Annotated in this window: 16 protein-coding genes; 8 read left to right on the top strand and 8 right to left on the bottom strand. The window is 53.2% G+C overall.

The window, feature by feature from the left end; translation table 11 throughout:
• Positions 1-23: 23 nt before the first annotated feature.
• The 4 genes from HY788_00590 to HY788_00575 all read right to left on the bottom strand — a co-directional run bounded on the left by HY788_00590 (position 24) and on the right by HY788_00575 (position 5,417).
• Complete coding sequence (locus HY788_00590; GenBank protein MBI4772672.1) at positions 24-599, bottom strand: amino acid synthesis family protein; 576 nt, start codon at positions 597-599, stop codon at positions 24-26.
• A gap of 324 nt (positions 600-923) precedes the next feature.
• Positions 924-3,593: a bifunctional acetate--CoA ligase family protein/GNAT family N-acetyltransferase gene (locus HY788_00585; GenBank protein ID MBI4772671.1), complete on the bottom strand. Its 2,670-nt coding sequence runs from the start codon at positions 3,591-3,593 to the stop codon at positions 924-926.
• Between the two features lie 155 nt (positions 3,594-3,748).
• A complete protein-coding gene (locus HY788_00580) occupies positions 3,749-4,432 on the bottom strand; it encodes a CBS domain-containing protein (protein ID MBI4772670.1) in 684 nt (227 codons plus the stop codon).
• A 43-nt stretch (positions 4,433-4,475) separates the two neighbouring features.
• Positions 4,476-5,417, bottom strand: a complete 942-nt coding sequence (locus HY788_00575) for a universal stress protein (protein MBI4772669.1) — start codon at positions 5,415-5,417, stop codon at positions 4,476-4,478.
• Positions 5,418-6,749: 1,332 nt separating this feature from the next.
• Between HY788_00575 and HY788_00570 the strand changes: the two genes are divergently transcribed.
• The 7 genes from HY788_00570 to HY788_00540 all read left to right on the top strand — a co-directional run bounded on the left by HY788_00570 (position 6,750) and on the right by HY788_00540 (position 11,641).
• A complete protein-coding gene (locus tag HY788_00570; protein MBI4772668.1) occupies positions 6,750-8,132 on the top strand; it encodes a response regulator in 1,383 nt (460 codons plus the stop codon).
• Between the two features lie 70 nt (positions 8,133-8,202).
• Positions 8,203-8,718, top strand: a complete 516-nt coding sequence (locus HY788_00565; GenBank protein ID MBI4772667.1) for a hypothetical protein — start codon at positions 8,203-8,205, stop codon at positions 8,716-8,718.
• A gap of 12 nt (positions 8,719-8,730) precedes the next feature.
• On the top strand, positions 8,731-9,309 hold the full coding sequence (locus HY788_00560) for a hypothetical protein (GenBank protein MBI4772666.1): 579 nt from the start codon (positions 8,731-8,733) through the stop codon (positions 9,307-9,309).
• Between the two features lie 79 nt (positions 9,310-9,388).
• Positions 9,389-9,751, top strand: coding sequence for a roadblock/LC7 domain-containing protein (locus HY788_00555; GenBank protein MBI4772665.1), 363 nt, complete (start codon positions 9,389-9,391; stop codon positions 9,749-9,751).
• Between the two features lie 34 nt (positions 9,752-9,785).
• A complete protein-coding gene (locus HY788_00550) occupies positions 9,786-10,919 on the top strand; it encodes an aminotransferase class V-fold PLP-dependent enzyme (protein MBI4772664.1) in 1,134 nt (377 codons plus the stop codon).
• Positions 10,916-11,203 carry a hypothetical protein gene (locus HY788_00545; protein ID MBI4772663.1) on the top strand — a complete coding sequence of 96 codons (288 nt, stop codon included), beginning with the start codon at positions 10,916-10,918 and terminating at the stop codon, positions 11,201-11,203. Before HY788_00550 ends, HY788_00545 begins: the two co-directional genes overlap by 4 nt.
• Before the next feature lie 57 nt (positions 11,204-11,260).
• Positions 11,261-11,641 (top strand): hypothetical protein, encoded by a 381-nt coding sequence (locus HY788_00540; GenBank protein ID MBI4772662.1) that lies wholly within the window; start codon positions 11,261-11,263, stop codon positions 11,639-11,641.
• 52 nt (positions 11,642-11,693) lie between these two features.
• Here the strand turns inward: HY788_00540 and HY788_00535 are convergent, their stop codons facing one another.
• The 4 genes from HY788_00535 to HY788_00520 form a co-directional block, all read right to left on the bottom strand.
• Positions 11,694-12,476, bottom strand: a complete 783-nt coding sequence (locus tag HY788_00535) for an enoyl-CoA hydratase/isomerase family protein (GenBank protein ID MBI4772661.1) — start codon at positions 12,474-12,476, stop codon at positions 11,694-11,696.
• Positions 12,477-12,873: 397 nt separating this feature from the next.
• A complete protein-coding gene (locus HY788_00530) occupies positions 12,874-13,482 on the bottom strand; it encodes an isoprenylcysteine carboxylmethyltransferase family protein (protein MBI4772660.1) in 609 nt (202 codons plus the stop codon).
• 72 nt (positions 13,483-13,554) lie between these two features.
• Positions 13,555-14,175, bottom strand: coding sequence for a hypothetical protein (locus HY788_00525; GenBank protein MBI4772659.1), 621 nt, complete (start codon positions 14,173-14,175; stop codon positions 13,555-13,557).
• 434 nt (positions 14,176-14,609) lie between these two features.
• Positions 14,610-15,725 (bottom strand): PAS domain-containing sensor histidine kinase, encoded by a 1,116-nt coding sequence (locus HY788_00520; protein MBI4772658.1) that lies wholly within the window; start codon positions 15,723-15,725, stop codon positions 14,610-14,612.
• Between the two features lie 331 nt (positions 15,726-16,056).
• Here HY788_00520 and HY788_00515 point away from each other — a divergent pair, with 331 nt between their 5' ends.
• Positions 16,057-17,634, top strand: coding sequence for an ABC transporter substrate-binding protein (locus HY788_00515; protein ID MBI4772657.1), 1,578 nt, complete (start codon positions 16,057-16,059; stop codon positions 17,632-17,634).
• The last annotated feature ends 393 nt before the right edge of the window (positions 17,635-18,027 follow it).

Genomic DNA, 18,027 nt, shown 5'->3' with positions numbered 1-18,027 from the left:
CTTTCCGGAGCGGGGATTTTGTTTCAGGGACGGTTGGTGATGGACATGGCGAGAACCACCACGATTTCGTCTTCACGAGGCGCATCCGGTATTCGAACCAGCATGCTGTCGAAAAACGCCCGAACGTCCGAGGGGTTCCTGCGGTGCAAAGGAACATCGATTTCAGATCCCGGAATGCCCAGTTTCTTAGTGGATGGGGCGGCGGGTTTCGCATCGCCGGCAATTTCGCCGACGGGTTTGCACACGTTGCTTCTCAGAATGCTCGATGCGTGTTCGAGTTCGCCTTGGGAGCCCACCAGGGCGGCTGTGCCGCAACATTCAGCTTGCCCGGGACCGATGCCGAGAATGTCCGTGCATTTTCGGGTAAGCAGAATTCCCAAATCTCCCTCAAAAGCCAGGCGCGGCGCTACCTCCTCCTCGTATTCATCCATATAGGGATTCATCACAACCGCAGCGGCGGCGGCGCGCCGTGTGGGTGGGTCTACGAGTTGACCGGATTCCATGCAACATTCTTCCAAGATCGTCACAAACTTGCGAATCATCATCTTAATGCCCTCGCAATCGGCAAAATGCTTTGTGGCCTCCCCCAGCGGACGCATGCGGATTCCTTTCGGTCACCCGTTGGAATCCGTATCGGAGTCTCGCTTCAGGAGTCATATGTGATGCTGAAACTGTATCCCACGAGCACGTATGAGTCAACCACGGGAGGAGTCCGCCTCCGCGCGCGTTGTTCGTGATGGCGCTTTATAGCCGATGGCGTTGGGAATGCACGGCGCTCCGTTCCTCGTCCGGCAGACAAGGGTTCATGCGCACGGGAAAGTGGATGCCCCGTGAGGATGGTTCACACATGCGGAATTGGAGTGCACCGAGGTCTTGCCGGAATGGGAGTCGCGGAAAGATTCCGTAACCGCAACAGACCGGGCTTAGCTCAGGCGCTTTTCCACTTCATACTCGCCCGTATCCGGTATTCTGTTAACCGTGAATCCGGTTTTGTGGCACAGGGACAACATGGTCGTGTTTTCAGCCAGCACTCTTCCTCCCAGCTTCTTTATGCCACGCTTTGCGGCAATGGATATCACGAGACTCAGCAACTGGGCGCCAAGGCCTTTGCCTTGCCAGGGGTCCCCTACTACTATAGCGAATTCGGCTGTTGTGAAATCCGGAAGACTCATCAAACGTCCGACGCCAAGAAAGCGCTCCTCTCCACCCAGTGTGTGGCTGGCCACAAAAGCCATGTCGCGGTCGTAATCGATCTGTGTGAAGCGCGCCAGCATATCTTTAGGCAGGTGCTTCAATGGACTGAAGAATCGAAAATAGATGCTTTTAGGAGACAGGGAAGAAAACAATTTCTCCAGCAGAGGCGCATCCTCGGGTTTGATGGGGCGGATAAACACTTCCGTGCCGTCCTTCATATGCCAGTAGGTTTCATATTCATTCGGGTAAGGACTGATCACCATATGATAGGGCGAAGAAACGTCCGAAGATTTCACAACTACCCGCGCATCGACGGCATACATCCGATCTCCGGACACCACCAATGGATTGATGTCGAGTTCGGCGACTTCAGGGAGATCGGTGACCAGTTGGGAAACGCGTATCAAGACCTCCTCCAATAGATCCAGATTGGCCGGCGGGCGGTTGCGGTACCCTTTGAGGAAAACGTAGGCCCGGGTGTCTTCGATAAGCCTGCGAGCCAACAACCGGTTGAGGGGCGGTAGAGCGAGGGAGCGGTCTCTGAGAATTTCCGTCAGGGTTCCTCCTGAACCGAACAGAATGACCGGTCCGAAGTCCTTGTCCCTGATGCCGCCCACGAGCAGTTCATGCTCGATGCGCTGCAACATGGGCTGCAATGTCACTCCCAGCAATTCGGCTTTGGGATTATAATCGTGGGCGGCCGACATGATCGCTCGGTAGGCCGATCGAATATCCTCGGTGTTTTTCAGGTTCAGGATGACTCCATGGGCGTCGGATTTATGAGTGATATCGCGGGAATTGACCTTCATCACGAGGGGGTATCCCAAGGTCTCGGCCAACTGGACCGCTTCGTCCTCACTGGCGGCCTCTTTGGTCGGATTGACGGGAATACCGTACGCCGCCAAGAGCGTTTTCGACTCCGTCTCGGTGAGCAGATGGTTGGGACGATCCAAAGCCGCATGGACGACACGATTGCCCTTTGAAACATCGAATGTCAGAGAACGGGGAAGCGACGGAGGGATTTCCTGAAGCATCTCGAGATTTCGAGTATACGAGACCATGTGCATGAACGCCCGTACGGCGCGTTCCGGAGTTTCGAAGGTGGGGATGCCCGCCTTGTTGTAGATCTCCCGAGCCTTAACCATGGACGCGCCGCCCATACAAACAGTGAGCAACAGATGCCTTCGATCCCCGAGCGTTTTCGTCAGCTCGGCGGCCACGGCCGCCGCATCCGTCAGTGCCTGGGGAACCATCATAATCAGGATGGCGTCGAAATCCGAGGACGATACACACACGTCCAGGGCCTGTCGATATCGCTGCGGCGAAGCGTCGCCTAGAATATCGATGGGATTGTTTCGGCTCCAGAAGGGGGGGAGGAATTCGTCCAGCTTTTGTTTCGTATCCGGTCCAAGGGCATGCGGTTCGATGCCATAGGACGACAAGGCGTCGGCAGCCATGACACCCGGTCCCCCCGCATTGGTGATAATGGCGAGCCTCGGACCCAGCGGCCGGGGCTGTTTGGCCAGCAGTTCGGCGCAATCGAACAACTCTTCAATGGTGTCGACCCGCAGGATGCCGGCGCGCCTGAAAGCGGCGGTATACACGGCGTCTTCTCCGGCCATGGCCCCGGTGTGCGAAGCGGCCGCCCGCGCTCCCGCCGCGCTTTTTCCGGCTTTTAACACCACGATGGGTTTCACTCTGGAAACGGCTCGGGCCGCGCTCATGAATTTGCGGAAATTGGTCAGGCTCTCCACATACAGGATGATGCTTTTGACGCGGGGATCGTTGCCGAGATAGTCGATCAGATCCCCGAAGTCTATATCCAACATGGAGCCGATGCTGACGTAGTGACTGAACCCCATCTGTTCTTGTACGGAGAGATCGGCAATGGCCGTACAAATGGCGCCGCTCTGGGAGATAAACGCCATATTGCCGGGCAAAATGGAATCCAGGGCAAAGCTGGCGTTGATTTTGGACCCGGCGCAGAAGAAACCAAGGCAATTGGGTCCCATGATCCGAATACCGCCCTTCTTGGCTTCCTGCCGGATCTCCTCTTCGATCTCCCTTCCTTTACTGCCGATTTCCTTGCCTCCGGCGGAAATCACAACGAGCCCTTTTACTTCCACCTTGATGCACTGTTTGATGAGTTCGGGAACATGGGTAAGGGGTATGGCGACCACAGCCAGATCGATGGGGCCTTCGAGGTCTTTTAGAGAGTGGTAAGCCGGGATGGAAAACACATTCGAGTAGTGAGGGTTGATGGGAAACAGTCTTCCCTCGTACCCCGACTTAAGGAGATTCTGCATGACGGCGTGACCTATGGTCCCGGTCTTCTCACTCGCCCCCACGTCGGCGATGTAAGTCGCATTGAACAGATAGTCCAGATGATAGATGCCCATCCGCGGAAAGCTCCTTTCCCCACGTTGAAATTCAAATACCCGAGACCGATCGCCCGGCCTGCAAATCCGCTTTTTCGGGCCTGCCGGTGACCGCCCGAAACCGGAGAGGGCTCAAACCGGGCCGTCATTCATGAAAGCTGCGCTCAACCTCCCTGTCAGGCATCGTAGATCATTCGTTTGTTTTCGCGATGATCCACATAGTAACGCAGGGTAATCTTGGCTCTCAAGTCGTTGACCAATGAATCCACCTTGGCGCGATCTACGTCGTAGGTACGGATGAATACATTGCGATACCCTTCAGGTACTTTTTCGTAGGAACTCAGAATACTCGCGAGCCGTCCCCCATAACTGCGAATGATATCCGTAACTTCCTTGATGGATCCCGGCCGGTCTTCGATCCGTACGGCGAATTGAATCCCCTTCTTGTCGAATCCGGTCAATGAGACGATGACATTGAAGAGATCGTTCTTGGTGATGATTCCCACCAGGCGGCCGTCCGTCTCGACAACGGGAACGCCGGAAATGCCCCGTTCTCGAAGGATTTGAGCAACCTCTTCAACCGTATAGTCGGGTGGCACTGTGATGGGATCCGGCGTCATGATGCTGCCGATCTTGATCTTGGAAAGCAGATAGAGCAGTTCATGAATTTCCAACGAAGTGGCGTCCGAAGCCGAAGCCCTTCTGATATCCCCGTTGGTCACGATACCTACCAACTTGCCTTTCTTCATAACAGGAAGCCTGCTGACTTTGTTCTCTTTCATCAGGCGGCCGGCTTTGGCCATGGAATCGTCGGCCTCGACGGTAACCACGTTTCTCGACATCCAATTTCTGACAAGCATAGGTACCTCCCTTCGCTTGGTTCGTTATCTCACGCTTGTCGAATCAGTTGATCACCCACACAGCCATTTCCCGGGCCAGTTGAATCACCTTATTGGTGACACGCCCCATGCTGAATTCCTGGACTTTGTGTTTGCCGCGTCTTCCCATGACAATGGTGCCGTAGCCGCCTTCTTCCGCTTCTCCCACGATGGCTCCGGCCCTGCTGCTGACACCCGTCATGACTTTTGTGGTTATCTTGTTCGGATTCAGTCCCGCAGCCACCAGACGATTTCTCACATCGTGAAAGACGGGGTCTGTGGCCGTGCCGGCCTTTTTCATCCACTCCTCGTCGATCTGCGTTATGGAGTGCTCTTTGTATTTCTTTTCCGTCATACCGATGCCTTTGATGGCGTGAAACAACGTAATCTCGACATCGGCGCCGCCCATCAGGGCGCCCACATAGTCCGAGGCCCGCACCGCCTCGCCGGAACCATCGACGGCCAGAAGAATCTTGCCCGTTTTGGGAGTCTTGCCCACTACCCAGATCGGGACGTTGGAGGCGCGCTCGATGAGCTTTGTGGCCACACTGCCCAGTATGAGCTCTTTCAGCCTGCTGAATCCTCGTCGGCCCACCACAACCGCATGGTAGCCTTCCTGGCTCTCCTGGATTAAATCTCTTGCAACACCCGCTCTTTTGTCCCGTATTGTTGGAATAATCTTTTCTTCAGGGAAGTGGGCTTCGGTAAGAATATGTTTCGCTTTAGACATGAAAGATCGGATTTCACTCTCTTGTTGCATGGCCCAGGCGGCCACAGGCGCCAGTTGTGAATGAAATTCCGAACCTTTCTCCAAATCCCAGAGATCCTCGGGAATGGGAGTCCTCACATGGAATAATACGATATCCACCATTTCAGGAGGTAACATATTGCTTACGTACTGAATCGTTTCCAGCGCACTGTCCGATCCATCCACACAGATCAATACTTTCTTGTACTCCCTTCCCATATCCGAAATACCTCCATAATTAAGCCAATCATAATAGGTACATAGACTCAGAAACCTTGGATTCTAAATGGACGATCGATGATTCAAGTATAAGCATCTCTTTCTATTACATAAATCAAACACGAGAGATACGGGCTTTCACGTGCCGATCATACATCGTCTTATATTCGTATCGAATGAAAGTCGAAATCCACATAAACCGTTTCATTTGACAAAGAGGCTATCGCAAATTCTGAGAAGCAATGAACGTGCCACAAGCTATAAGCCTCGGAAACGCCGGAAACGCTGCAAACTGTAGCCATTTAAGGGTCGGCGTCAGGTCCGTTGACGAGTTCCCCAGGAAGGGATGTTCGATTTCTTTACATATTGTAAAGATCTCCTGAGTCGAGAAGGAGCACAGAGGCAGCCGTGGTCGCGCCCCTACATATGATCACGCTTCTGCTCCCACCGCTCTCCTGGGAACGCCGAGCCCCAGCTCGGCAAGAACAGCCCTCGCAACGGAAATCGACGCAGCATAACCGCCGGTCCATCCGATTGCGGGGATACGATTATTCGCAGGCCGGGGTGTATTTAGTGACCATGTGCGCCCGGAATCGGGAATGTCTGTTCCGACATGTGGTGAACGGACAAATGGTTTTGGATGATTCAGGTCGGACTGTTAAGAACCTATGGTTAAATACACCGGAATTGCGACCCAATGTGGCGTTGGATGAATTCGTGGTAATGCCGACCCATATACACGGTATCGTGATCATTTCGGAACGTGGTAGGGGCGTATTGCAATACGCCCCTACGGAACCCCGGTCACCCTCGCAGACCATTGGCGCGATCCTACGCGGATTTAAATCCGCCACCACCAAACAGATCAATGAATGACGCAACACCCCCGGCGCGAAGATAGGACTACGAAATTATTACAAACACATCATTCGCAATGATGAGGAACTGAACCGTATCCGGGAATACATCATCTGTAACCCTACCCGGTGGGATTCGGACCCGGAGAATCCGAGTGCAGGGTCTTGATGATCATGTGAATGGTATTCACGAGGTCGCGGGTTCCATCCCCATCCGCTCGACCCACCGAATCCGATCACAATGAGAGCGGGTTGGTATTTTAGGTGGAAAAATATATTGTTGACAAAGTATTGCAACAGACATACACTTAACAAGTATTCAAGTCATCAAGTCGGGATTCGTTCTCCACGGAAAACTGAATTCCGTCCCGAAGCAGGAGCGGAAAGCCACGGATGTAAAAATCCGCCTTCGACGGTCGCGGCCGCACGGGAAACGTACGCATCGTAATCTCGGTGAGCGGACAAGGGGGCTGACATGGAGCGGGACCTGCATGTTTCGGGCAGAGAAGCCACCCGGCCGGCTCTTTTCAATCGATTACGATCCTCGAACCCTTCGTCCGCGTCCATCCGAGTCGAAGCGGAGCCGGGGAAGAAATTCAGGAAGAACCTCCAGCCGTCTTACCGGAACGCGCCGATGCCTGGTATTCTCATCGTTGATGGCGACGACCTTTTTTTGAAAGCGCTCGAAGACTATTTTGAGGCCTCTTCGTGCGATCTTGGGCTTTTCCCGGCCAAAAACGGAAAGCAAGCCATCCGAATCATTGAAAACGAACCGGTGGACCTGGTGGTCACCGATCTCATGATGCCTGAAATGGATGGTTTTGAACTTTTGGCCTACCTCAACGATCATTTTCCCTCCACACCCGTTATCGTGGTCAGCACATACGAAACCCCCGAAACAAAAGAAAAACTGCAGCGCCTCGGGAGTTTTCCTTTCATAAAGAAACCGCTCCAATTCAAAGAATTGGAAGACGCCATTCTGTATAGCCTGCAGCAAGAGCACGGCAAAGGCTCCATCAGCGGGGTATCCATTGCCAGTTTCATCCAAATGGTGGATTCGGATCAAAAGACCTGCCTCGTGGAAGCCAGAACGGAGATATCCAAACCGGGCTACTTGTATTTTAACAAGGGAGAGCTATGGGACGCGATGTGGGGAGCCTTGACGGGCAAAGAAGCGGCCATTGAAATCATCGGGTGGGAAAGGGCCGAGATCCTGTTCAAGAACCTCCCCAAAAAGAAGATCCGAAAAAGAATCGAATCCGGGCTGATGAGCTTGATCATGGCGGCCATGAAGCACAGGGACGAGAAATCGTCTTTTCGGCAAAAACCGGTCGTTGCCGTGGAAACAGCTCCGGCTGTTACGGATCGAGATCAGAAACCGGACTCGGCCTTTGAAGATTCTGAAACGTTCTATTCGTTGGAGCGCATCGAGAGGGAATCCGAAGGAAAGCGTAGACAGGAACAAGCGGAAGAGGAAATCCGGATCGTTGAGACTACGGATCCGTTTTCCAAGGCCCTTGGGGAATTTCTGGAGATTTCCGGCGTTGAGGCCGTCATGTTGGTCGAAAAGGACGGTTCCGTCTTAGAGTCTTCCGTAAGCTCCGGCGACATCGACAGGACAAAGGTCGGCGTTTCGGTCGCCATGGTTTTGCAGGGGGCCGAAAGGATGGGGATCGAACTGGCCATATCCGCGTTCCAACACCTGATGCTTGAATCCGCAGGCGCCGCCATCGTCTGCGCACCCGTCGGAGACGTGTTTCTCGTTCTGGTGGCGCGCGACTCACAAAGATTGGGAATGATCCGGCTACGCATGAAGAAAAGAATACCCGACATGGAAATCCATTTCAAAAACCGATGAACCCCGTGCGGACCAAACCATATAAAGGTTCTATCCCGAACCCTTAGTTCGAATGAAAGGAGCCCATTTAATGGCGTTACATGTCGAATTTTCATTTGACGAGAAGACCTACCGGCATTTTACGAACGGATTCTTGACCGTTATGCACTGCCACCATTACATGACCTTGCTTTCCAAGCTGGCTATAGATTTTGACGACTTCGGAGGCGTTCGAATACTCCGGGAATCCGTCGAAGACTCCGTCAGACCGATGATCGACGACTACTGCGCCAAGAACCACATCGTATCGTTTGAAGACAGACTCGAGGTGGGCGGAGCCTATTATTCCGTCATGGGAATGGGACTGATGCACGCCGGTGGAAGCAAAGAGGGAGGTGAGGTCACGTTGACCCGATCCCATGTGGATCAAGGGTGGATAAAGAAATGGGGAAGGAACGACGGACCTGTTAACTTCTGGACCCAGGGATACATCTCCGCCATGTTCGCTTCGGCTTCAAACAAGCCGCCCCGAAGCTACGAGGTCATCGAGAATTCAAGCATGGTCGTTGGAGATAAGTCGAGCCAATTTTCCGTTAGGTTGAAATAGGGAGAAGTACTGATGACGGTTCAGCGAGATCTGGTTGTGAAACAGCTGGCGGAATTACGCGTGCAAGGGGACGATGAGGGTCTTATCCCCGCTTACAACGTGTTGGTGAATAACCTTCCCGTCGCTTTTTGGAACACATTTACCGCAAGAATGATGGACGCCGCCCCGGAGGAACGCCGCCGGGAGCTGGAGGACGCTCTGGTCAACTGCGCGCTCGAGTGCGGGTACAACACGGGATATGGCATCATTACCTCGGAAGAATTCAAATCCGTGGTCGAACCCATGATCACCGAAGGGGCCAAGGATGTCCTTCGAGGAGCGTACGCGGTATTCACGGCCTGGGGATGGGCCAAGTCCGGAATCGCCCAAATCAAAGAGGGCAAGAGAATGGTCGTTCGCGCCCAGGACTATTACGAAGCGGACATGGAGCCCGGCTACAAATGCGCGTTCATGATCCGAGGCGTCAGCTCCGCCTTCTTTGACCTCGCTTACAGCGATCCCTACCCCGACGGCATGGGCAAATTCAAGTGTGAACAGACTCAGGGTATCGAGGTTGGCGACCCTTTTGGCGAATTTGTCGTTTCTGAATGAAAGGCACGGGGACACAAGGACTGGAAGATTCCAATCCTTTTGAACGATTCCCATCAGGCTATCAGAAGGGAGACTCTCAATGGTCGTTAAAAGAACTTCAACTCAAATACTCCAGGAAATGCTCGAGGTGCCCGGAGTCAGGGGAATTATCGTCGTCGGGAAAGACGGTTTTGTCATTGAATCCGCGGGCTCTTTTGGGACACAGGACATGGATACCATTGGGGCGTCCGTGGCCATGGTCATCATGGGTACCGATAAGATGGCCGACGAATTGAACATCTCGGCTTTCAGTACGCTGACGTTCGAAGCCCCGGACGCCATGATCATGTGCGTCCCGGTCGGGGATGCGCTTCTGGTTATATTGGCGCCGGATTCCAAGACCTTGGGAATGATTCGATTGTATGTCAAGAAGTTCGTTCCCGTTCTGGCTGATTTCTTCTAACCTTGTCGAATATCCCTGAATAGAACGCTCCGGCATGATCTATTTCAATAACGCGGCCACCAGTTATCCGAAGCCCGACGGCGTGGCCGAGGCGGTTACGAAAAGCCTGACGGATCCGCCGACCAATCCATACCGTGAGAACGTGACGCGAGAGTCCGTTATTTCGTCATGCAGGGAAAGAATTGCCCGGCTGTTTCATTTCCCGGACCCGAACAGGGTCTTATTCTGCTCCGGGTCCACGGAAGCACTCAACATGGCCATCCACGGCCTGGCCTCCAAGGGCGGCCATATCATTACCACTCAGTTGGAGCACAACGCGGTTCTTCGCCCGCTTCACTATCTCGAAACGAACGGTGTCTGCGACGTGGACGTCCTCCCGTGCCGGTTCCCCGGATATCCGTCCGCCTCGGACTTCAAGAATACCTTGAAAAAACACACATGCCTCGCGGTCGTCAATCACGCTTCGAACGTCACCGGCGCCCGGTTATGCCTTTCCGACATTTACGACATCTGTGATGCTCACGAAATACCGCTCGTTATCGACGCGGCCCAATCCGCCGGATCCCTGGATGTGGATATGTCGGGCATGTCCCGGGCCGTACTCGCCTTCACCGGACACAAAGGTCTTCTGGGCCCCAAGGGCGTGGGAGGTCTTCTGGTGGGCGATCGATTGAATCCTCGCGTCTGGAAATCAGGAGGAACCGGTATTCGAAGCGACCTGAAATCCATGCCGGAGATGTGGCCGGTCAAATACGAAGCGGGAACACTGAATCAGCCGGGTATCGCGGGCCTCGCGTCCTCCGTGGGATATATCCTTCAAAAAGGACTTTCCTTTTTGGGAAACACCAAAGAGGAGCTGGTGCGCCACATGGTTCGAGAACTCGGAAAACTCGACGACGTCACGATCTTCTCCGAGCCACCGGAACAGAATCATTGCGGAATCGTATGCTTTAATGTAAATGGATGGAGTAGCGAGGAAATAGGGTACATCTTAAACGAGTCTTTCGATATTCGAGTCCGAACGGGTCTTCATTGCGCGCCGCTGATCCACCGGGCCATGGGGACATTCCCACTCGGCGCGGTGCGAGCGAGTTTTTCCTGCTTCAACACACACGATGAAATCGAAACCTTCGTTCAGGCTTTAAGAACCATCACGAACCAACATTGAAATTGCTGGAAACAAAGGATGTCGAGGAATGTATCGACGGGCTCGTCATCAAGGAACTTCTCTTTGATGCGCCGGTCGACGAAACGTTCATCCGGGGCCTGGAAAAACTCGGAACACTTGAATATTTCCCTCATTTTCCAAAACCCTTTTTCCGTGTTAGAAAACCCGGCGCATTCAGTATTAAAGGGGTTCAAGGAAACAGGACCGTCCGGGTCTTTTACGTCAACTATTCGGTGGAAGCGGAATACCTGATTCACCGAACCGTCAACCAGGTATTCAAATAACAGCCTTTCCGCGACCATGCTTCGACCTGTCCTGGGTAACAATAAAAGGCCTTTTGCATGATATATGACATAAAGACCGTTCTGGAAACCATCGCCGACGATCTCCCCGGCTTTGTGGCGTCGGCGGCGGTCCTGGTGGAGGACGGTCTCCCCATCGCGGGGTTGAGCAAGCGCGCGGATGTCGACCCGGAGGCCATATCCGCCCATATGACAAGCATCGTTCAATCCAATCTCAAGGCTCTGAAGCTCGTCGGCCAAGACCAGGTTACCGATGACATCCTTATCACCACGAACGATTACTATTTCCTGATCAGGCACAAGCCGGGCAAGCCCTACTTTCTTTTCATTATGACCGAAAGAAACGAATGGCTGGGCAGGGTAAGGCTTAGGGTTAAGAAATATGAAACTGAAATCATTCGGATCCTGGAAGGAAAATAGCGCATGAATCAGGGGACGTCCGTTCAAACGCTCAAGGACGTCCCCTAATGTTCTATTTCTCCTTCCATACGGGTTTTCTCTTTTCAAGAAAAGCAAGAACCCCCTCTTTGGCGTCATCCGTGGTGCACAGGCGGGCAAATGCCTCGTTCATGTATCCGAACTGTTTCTCATAGTCCATATCCTCGGATGCGTAAAACGCTCGTTTCGCAATCTGGACGGCTATGGGGCTCTTTTGGGCCAATGTTTCCGCGTAACGATGCGCCTCCGCTTCCAGGTCCTCTTTGGGGACGATCCGGTTCACCAGCCCCAGAGCGAGCGCTTCTCGAGCGTCAATCAAATCACCATACAGCAGTAACTCCAATGCTTTCTTTCGCCCGACGCATCTGGCGACAGGAATCACGGGGCCGACGCAATTCAATCCTACATTGATCGCTGTAAGTCCCATGCGGGCATCCGTCGAGGCGATGACCAGATCCGCGGCCGCGGCCAGCCCCATGCCATTTGCAGCGGCAACGCCGTGTACTTGCGCAAGGACCGGTTTTTTCAATTTGGAAATCGCCAGCAACGGTCTTTCCATCCGTTCGATCCATTCCCGATATTCCATCGCGGTCTTATTGGAAAGCTCATTTACATCGATGCCTGCGCAAAAGGCCTTGCCGGCTCCCTTGATTAGAATTACCCGAACGTCGCAATCCGCGTCCAAGGCAACGAGAGCGTCGTACAGTTCCCCGGCCATTTCGCTGCTGAACGTATTTAACTTGTCAGGGCGGTTTAATGTGATGTCTCCAATGTACTTTTCATCCTTTTCAACAATGATGGTTTCGTATCTTGTCATTCCACTTCTCCTTCCGGTTCAATTACATGCTTTTGGAGGTTATCGGCGGAAACGGTTTTGAAGAGGCGCAGTCGAGCGTGTCCCGGGTAGATTGATATTGGTCACGGTCGGGGTGCCGGAGGTTACGCCACGGCCTTCACGCAGGAGCGCCTGTAGAATAGTGCAACATCCTCTCATACGCTCGGTCGTAACTATTACTTTACCATACATCTCCGCGTGCCGGTTCCGGGCGCGGTTGAGTTCAGTGTCGAAGTCTTGGCGGGAAATATCCCATTTACCGGCGGACGCGATATAGTCTTTGGCGCGACCGGCCTCCAGCGCCTGCTGCTCGCGGATTTGAGCCGCTGTCAGGAGGTCCGTTTCCCGGAAAGCCCATACATCTCGGCCGTCTCCTCGCTTAATACAACGGCCACTGAGCCGACCACAATCCGGCTTGTCTCAGTCGCTGGATCAACTCGATAATTCCAATAATCCAAATGAACCATACTGCGCTAAAAATATGCCTCCTGAAGACGATGGGCTTCACAGTGTAATCTTCCGGTTCATGAAACGCCGAAAATTTCGGGAAAAACGTAGGAACTCGTTTCATGTACTCTTCATACTTGGCTCCATACAGCTGTCTGAGACGAACTTCTTCGCTCTTGATGACCAATGGATAATACAGTGTAAACAGAACGATTAAAGCGAGCGGAAAAGTAAATGTATCGGTGGCGCATCCAATCCCCACGGCTCCTATCGCACTGAAAAGATACAAGGGGTTTCGGCTGATCGAGTAAGGCCCTTCCGTAACTAAACGGTTGTCCTTGTAACCCGCAATATAGAGTGAACACCACAACCTGCCTAATGCGGAAATAGCGACCAGAAATGTCCCCAAAAAAGATAGAGCTAAGGTGAACTTCTCATTACTTGTTTCCCAGTAACTCCTTGTGACGCAAAAAAGAAAAAAACCGGCGGCCGCCGCAATACGAGAAAGAAGTATTCGATACTTTTCGGATTTGGTGCTCATGTTGTCTCCAGCGGATCACATCAGGCAGAGAAAGAAGGAATGGCTCATACGACAGGAGGTCGCCGCAGCGGCCTAATCCTCCATGCGAAAGAGCTGTCTGGTAATATCGTGAATCCATTCAGCCAACGCCGTCTCCAGGATTTCGCCCGTAAAAACATACACCATCTTACCGTCTCGTTTCTCCACAAAGACCCTTTTCCGGATTACGTCGAATAGGTACCCTTCGACAAGGTCATTTCCATAGCCGCTGACGTGAAAAGCGTACAGAATCACTGCATCCACGCCCAACTGTTCACCCACCTTGAAAACGACCTCCCGGTCCGGACCCTTCTTCGGATCGTTCTCCGTTTGCTTCCATATTCGTTTCGACAGGTCCTTCAATCCAATCAGAGGTCGCATGGAATCGGGCCTGAAGCGATCGTCTCCCGGGTACCAGGAATATTTCGGTATAAACGCCTTCGATTCTTCCAAGACATCATAGAGGGCGGCCACGAAAAAGGGCGCGCGAGTCTCGGTGACGCCGGGCAGATAGAACGGAAAAATCGCCAAGGAAGGAACATCCTTGGACAGACTCCCGCATAAGGCCTCCTTCGGGCACATCGCAAGAGCGAGGACCACCGCCGCCGCCGCAAGCAAAGCCCATACCTGCAACCGGTACCTGATACCAACATTCAGAAGCTTCGTGCATCTCATGCTCGTCCTCCCTTATTCCAATGACTTCGCGGGCAGACGAACACGCGTGGTTTCGGCCGGGACCGATAGTAGGTCTTTGCCGCACCTGGTTGTCTCGCTCTTGGCTGCCCAGGCCATTGATTACACGAGGTGACGGAGGAATCAACCCAAAAAAGAACCGGGCGCTCTATAGGAATATGGCTTTTGGCAGCAGGAAAAAGCCCGCGGAAGTCAAGCCTGTGATGGGCAAGGTCAAAACCCGGACGGTGAAAATATTGACCGGCTTGCGCGCGTTCACCCCGGAGCTTCCACGCGCCGGCCCCACGGCCGTGACGGCCCCCACCGGTCCGCGTGATCGAACGAACGAATGACAGGGTTGTCCGAAATGGCTTTTCCGAAAAAAAGGAGGGCAATTCTTTGCCGGGAGATCCCCGAGCGGGGAAAATGGGAAACTCTTATTCCGGAACCTTATGCCGGGCCTTCGGCAGCAGGACTATAAAGGTCGAGCCCTCCCCCGGCGTGCTGTTCACACGCAGGCCTCCGCCGTGTCTTTCCACGATGGCCTTGACTCCGGCCAGGCCAAGCCCAAAACCGGCGCTTTCCTTTCCTTCGCCCGTGGATCGATAGAATGCCTCAAATATGTATGGCAGATCGGCAGGCCCGATCCCGATACCCTGATCTTTGATCTCGACAACAACCTCGTTCCCGGTTTCATACGTGGAGATGGAGATGGCGCCGGTTTCTTTGGAATACTTGATCGCATTGTCCAGCAGATTGGTGAATACTCTGCGCAGTGCAGCCGAATCCGCCTCGATGATCGGAAGAGGCTCGTCTGCATGAAGTTCAAGATGGAGTCCCTTTTCGGCCGCTAGCAAACGATACGTGTCGTACAGCTCGTGAAGCTCTTTATCCAGCGAAGTGGCGCTCAAATTCAAGTTCAGTTTCCCGGCCTGCAACCGGGAAATTTCCAGGAATTGATTGATCAGAGATTCCAATTTCTCCGATTCCCTCTGTATGATTTCGAGGTACTCCCTCATTTCTTGCTGCTCTTGAGGCCTCTTCAGCAGACGGTGGGCGAAGCCGTGAATGCCGATGATCGGTGACTTCATATCATGGGCAATCATGGATATGAAGTTATCGCGCTCTCTTTCAAGGGACTTGATACGACGGATGTCCTGAAAGGCTTCGATTCCGCCGATAAGATTCCCCTTCGTGTCAAACAATCCGGCCGCATGCATTCTGATGGGTATGGTTTCTCCGGACCTGCGTCGGATCGTGGTTTCGATTCCGATCATCGGTTTTTCCCGTTTAAGAACCGATCTCAATGGACACTCCATGTCGCACATTCCACCTTGCAGGATATCCCCGCAAGAACGATGCAAGGCCTCCTGCTCAGTAAAACCCGTGATTTCCAATGCCCGGGGATTGAGGCCCGTGATCTCCAGATGAGAATCCACCGTCATCACGCCAACCGGCACGAGATCAATGACCCATTTGTAGAACGCCAGATCGGTATGGCTTTGGAACGTCTGATTGCTCGTCTTCTGATCCTTATTATTGAACCGGCACAAGCATTGGAACGTATGAATGACCGGATTGCACGGATTTGTATGACATTCTAAAGGATTATATAGACGTCTAAACCCGTTCTTTGTAACAGAATCGACTAAAGTTCCGCTCCAAGAACCCGATAAGGTACATTATACACCACCTTTGGAACCCGATGGGCTTCAGATTTGGAGCCGGCGGACCCCCCTAAATGAAATCCGATCCGAAAAAGCCCGTCACCACAGGAGCCGGAGTCTTCGGGCCGCGGATGCTGCAGGCTTGGAGACATGTTGAAGAGGGGGATACGGCCGGGACATGGTCATTGTGACTGTTTCGAGAAACGAGGAGTAAGAAATGAAGAAGGCGTTATTGTTGGTAGTCGCCGGACTGATCGGTTTGACGTTCGTAACGGGTGCGGTCGCCAAGGCCCCCACCCAAGAGCTGGCGGAAGGTTCCCACCTGAAAGTCTTTATCCCCAGCCTTCCCTACATCTACATTTCCCATGCCATTAACGGCGCCCTACTGCGCCCCGCGGACAACGAGCGCGGCTGGAAGTACGATATGGCCGTAAGCCACAATCAAATCGATGAGAAAACGTACGAATTCACATTGAGAAAAGACGTTCGTTTTCAGGACGGGAGCCCATTCAATGCAGACTCCGTGGTTCTGAACATGGAATACTTCGCCAAGAAACCGATTCTCTTCACCAAGATCGATCAGGTATTCGATCGCGTGGAAAAGATCGACGACTATACGGTTCGATTTCATTTGAAGGAGAAATACGGCCAGTTTCTGAACGATACGATCTGGATGCAATTCTACACCCCGGCCTATTTGGAGAAATTCGGATGGAACGGAAAGGCGACCTGTCCCAATCTCGCCGAGGCGGGACCATACGGGCTGGGTCCCTATATCCTCAAAGAGGGGTATATCGAGGGCGACCGCCAGACTCCGGTGGCTGTCTTGGAGGCCAATCCCTATTATTGGGAAAAGGGATATCCGAAGATCCGGAAAATAACGGTTTACACGGAATTGGACACCAAGGTCGCGCTCGAAAACGTGCTGGACAAGGTTGGCGAGCTGGACATCATGCCGATGCCTTTCTCCGAAAAAGCCAGAACCAACACATCGCCCTATGCGGAGGTGGTGACTGCTCCCTCTACAAACAACATCGCCATTCATTTCAATTTGCGGAACGGCAACAAGCAGTTATTGGACAAGAAGGTCAGAGTGGCCCTGAACCAGGCCATCGACCAGACCGTGCTTCTCCAGAAGTCCTATGATGGAGAGGGCATAACCAAGCCAACACTGGCTTCGCCCCTCTTTCCCGGCGTCGCCGAGGTGGTAAAAACGCTGCGCCCGTATTCCGAGGTTCGTTCGCCGGAACAAATGCAAGACGAACTGAAATCCATTCTGAACGGATTGACATTGAAGGTGTACACGCAGGATCGATTCATGTTCATCTGGAAGGGCATTGCACGCGATCTGAGGAAGGTGGGCGTCAAGCTGGACTTTGAAATCACCACGAGTGAAAAGGACGTGTTCGCTCAGCTCTTGACTACCAACGCCGGAAAAAACACGAAAGAATGGGACCTGTTGGTGTGGGGATGCGACGACTGGTACTATAACCACCCCTGGTCCGCCTTTCTGGTATACAGGACTCATAACTTCTGGAGCACCATCTTCCCCGATCCGGTGTTGGACGGCTACGTGGACGACATGTTCAAGCTGACGGTGGGAACTCCCGAGTTCACGGCCATCTGTGACAAGATCATGCGGCATGTGTACGATAACGCCTACATGCTGTTCGTGCCCGCTCCCAACAAGGTTCTCGCCGTAAACAAGGAAGTCATCTTCAAGCCATACAAAATGGCGTCCATGCCTTTATGGGAGATCGAAATTACCGACAACCACTGGTCTGTAAAAAAGTAGGCCTGATGTTCAGCCGTACAGCGGCTGAAACCGGACCGAAAGGGCGCGTCCGAAAACACCGGAATGCCGGTTTTCGAACGCGCCCAATCGAACCCCAATTTCATCTAACGCACAGAGGTCGCTCCTTAGGAGACGCATTCTCCACAGGATCCGGCGGACGTCCAATGATCCGGAAGGATCTGCAAGGGAGAACGGACTGACGTTGCCCGCGTTTTCCCCGAATCGGCGATCGGTCTTGGGTGAGCATGATCAGTGTGTCTTCGATCACCCATGGTCTCGGAGACATCGGGCGGCCATGGGATCTATGTTCCGGCTGCACGGATAAGCGTGGAGGAAGAGACCGGTCGGCCGGTAATAGGCCTGCGCAATGGATGCTTCAGGATGAACGCGAGG

The organism is Deltaproteobacteria bacterium (assembly GCA_016208165.1).
GTDB lineage: Bacteria > Desulfobacterota > Desulfarculia > JACQYL01 > JACQYL01 > JACQYL01.
The sequence above is the reverse complement of the archived record's forward strand: the minus strand, read 5'-3'. Positions and strand labels throughout refer to the sequence as shown.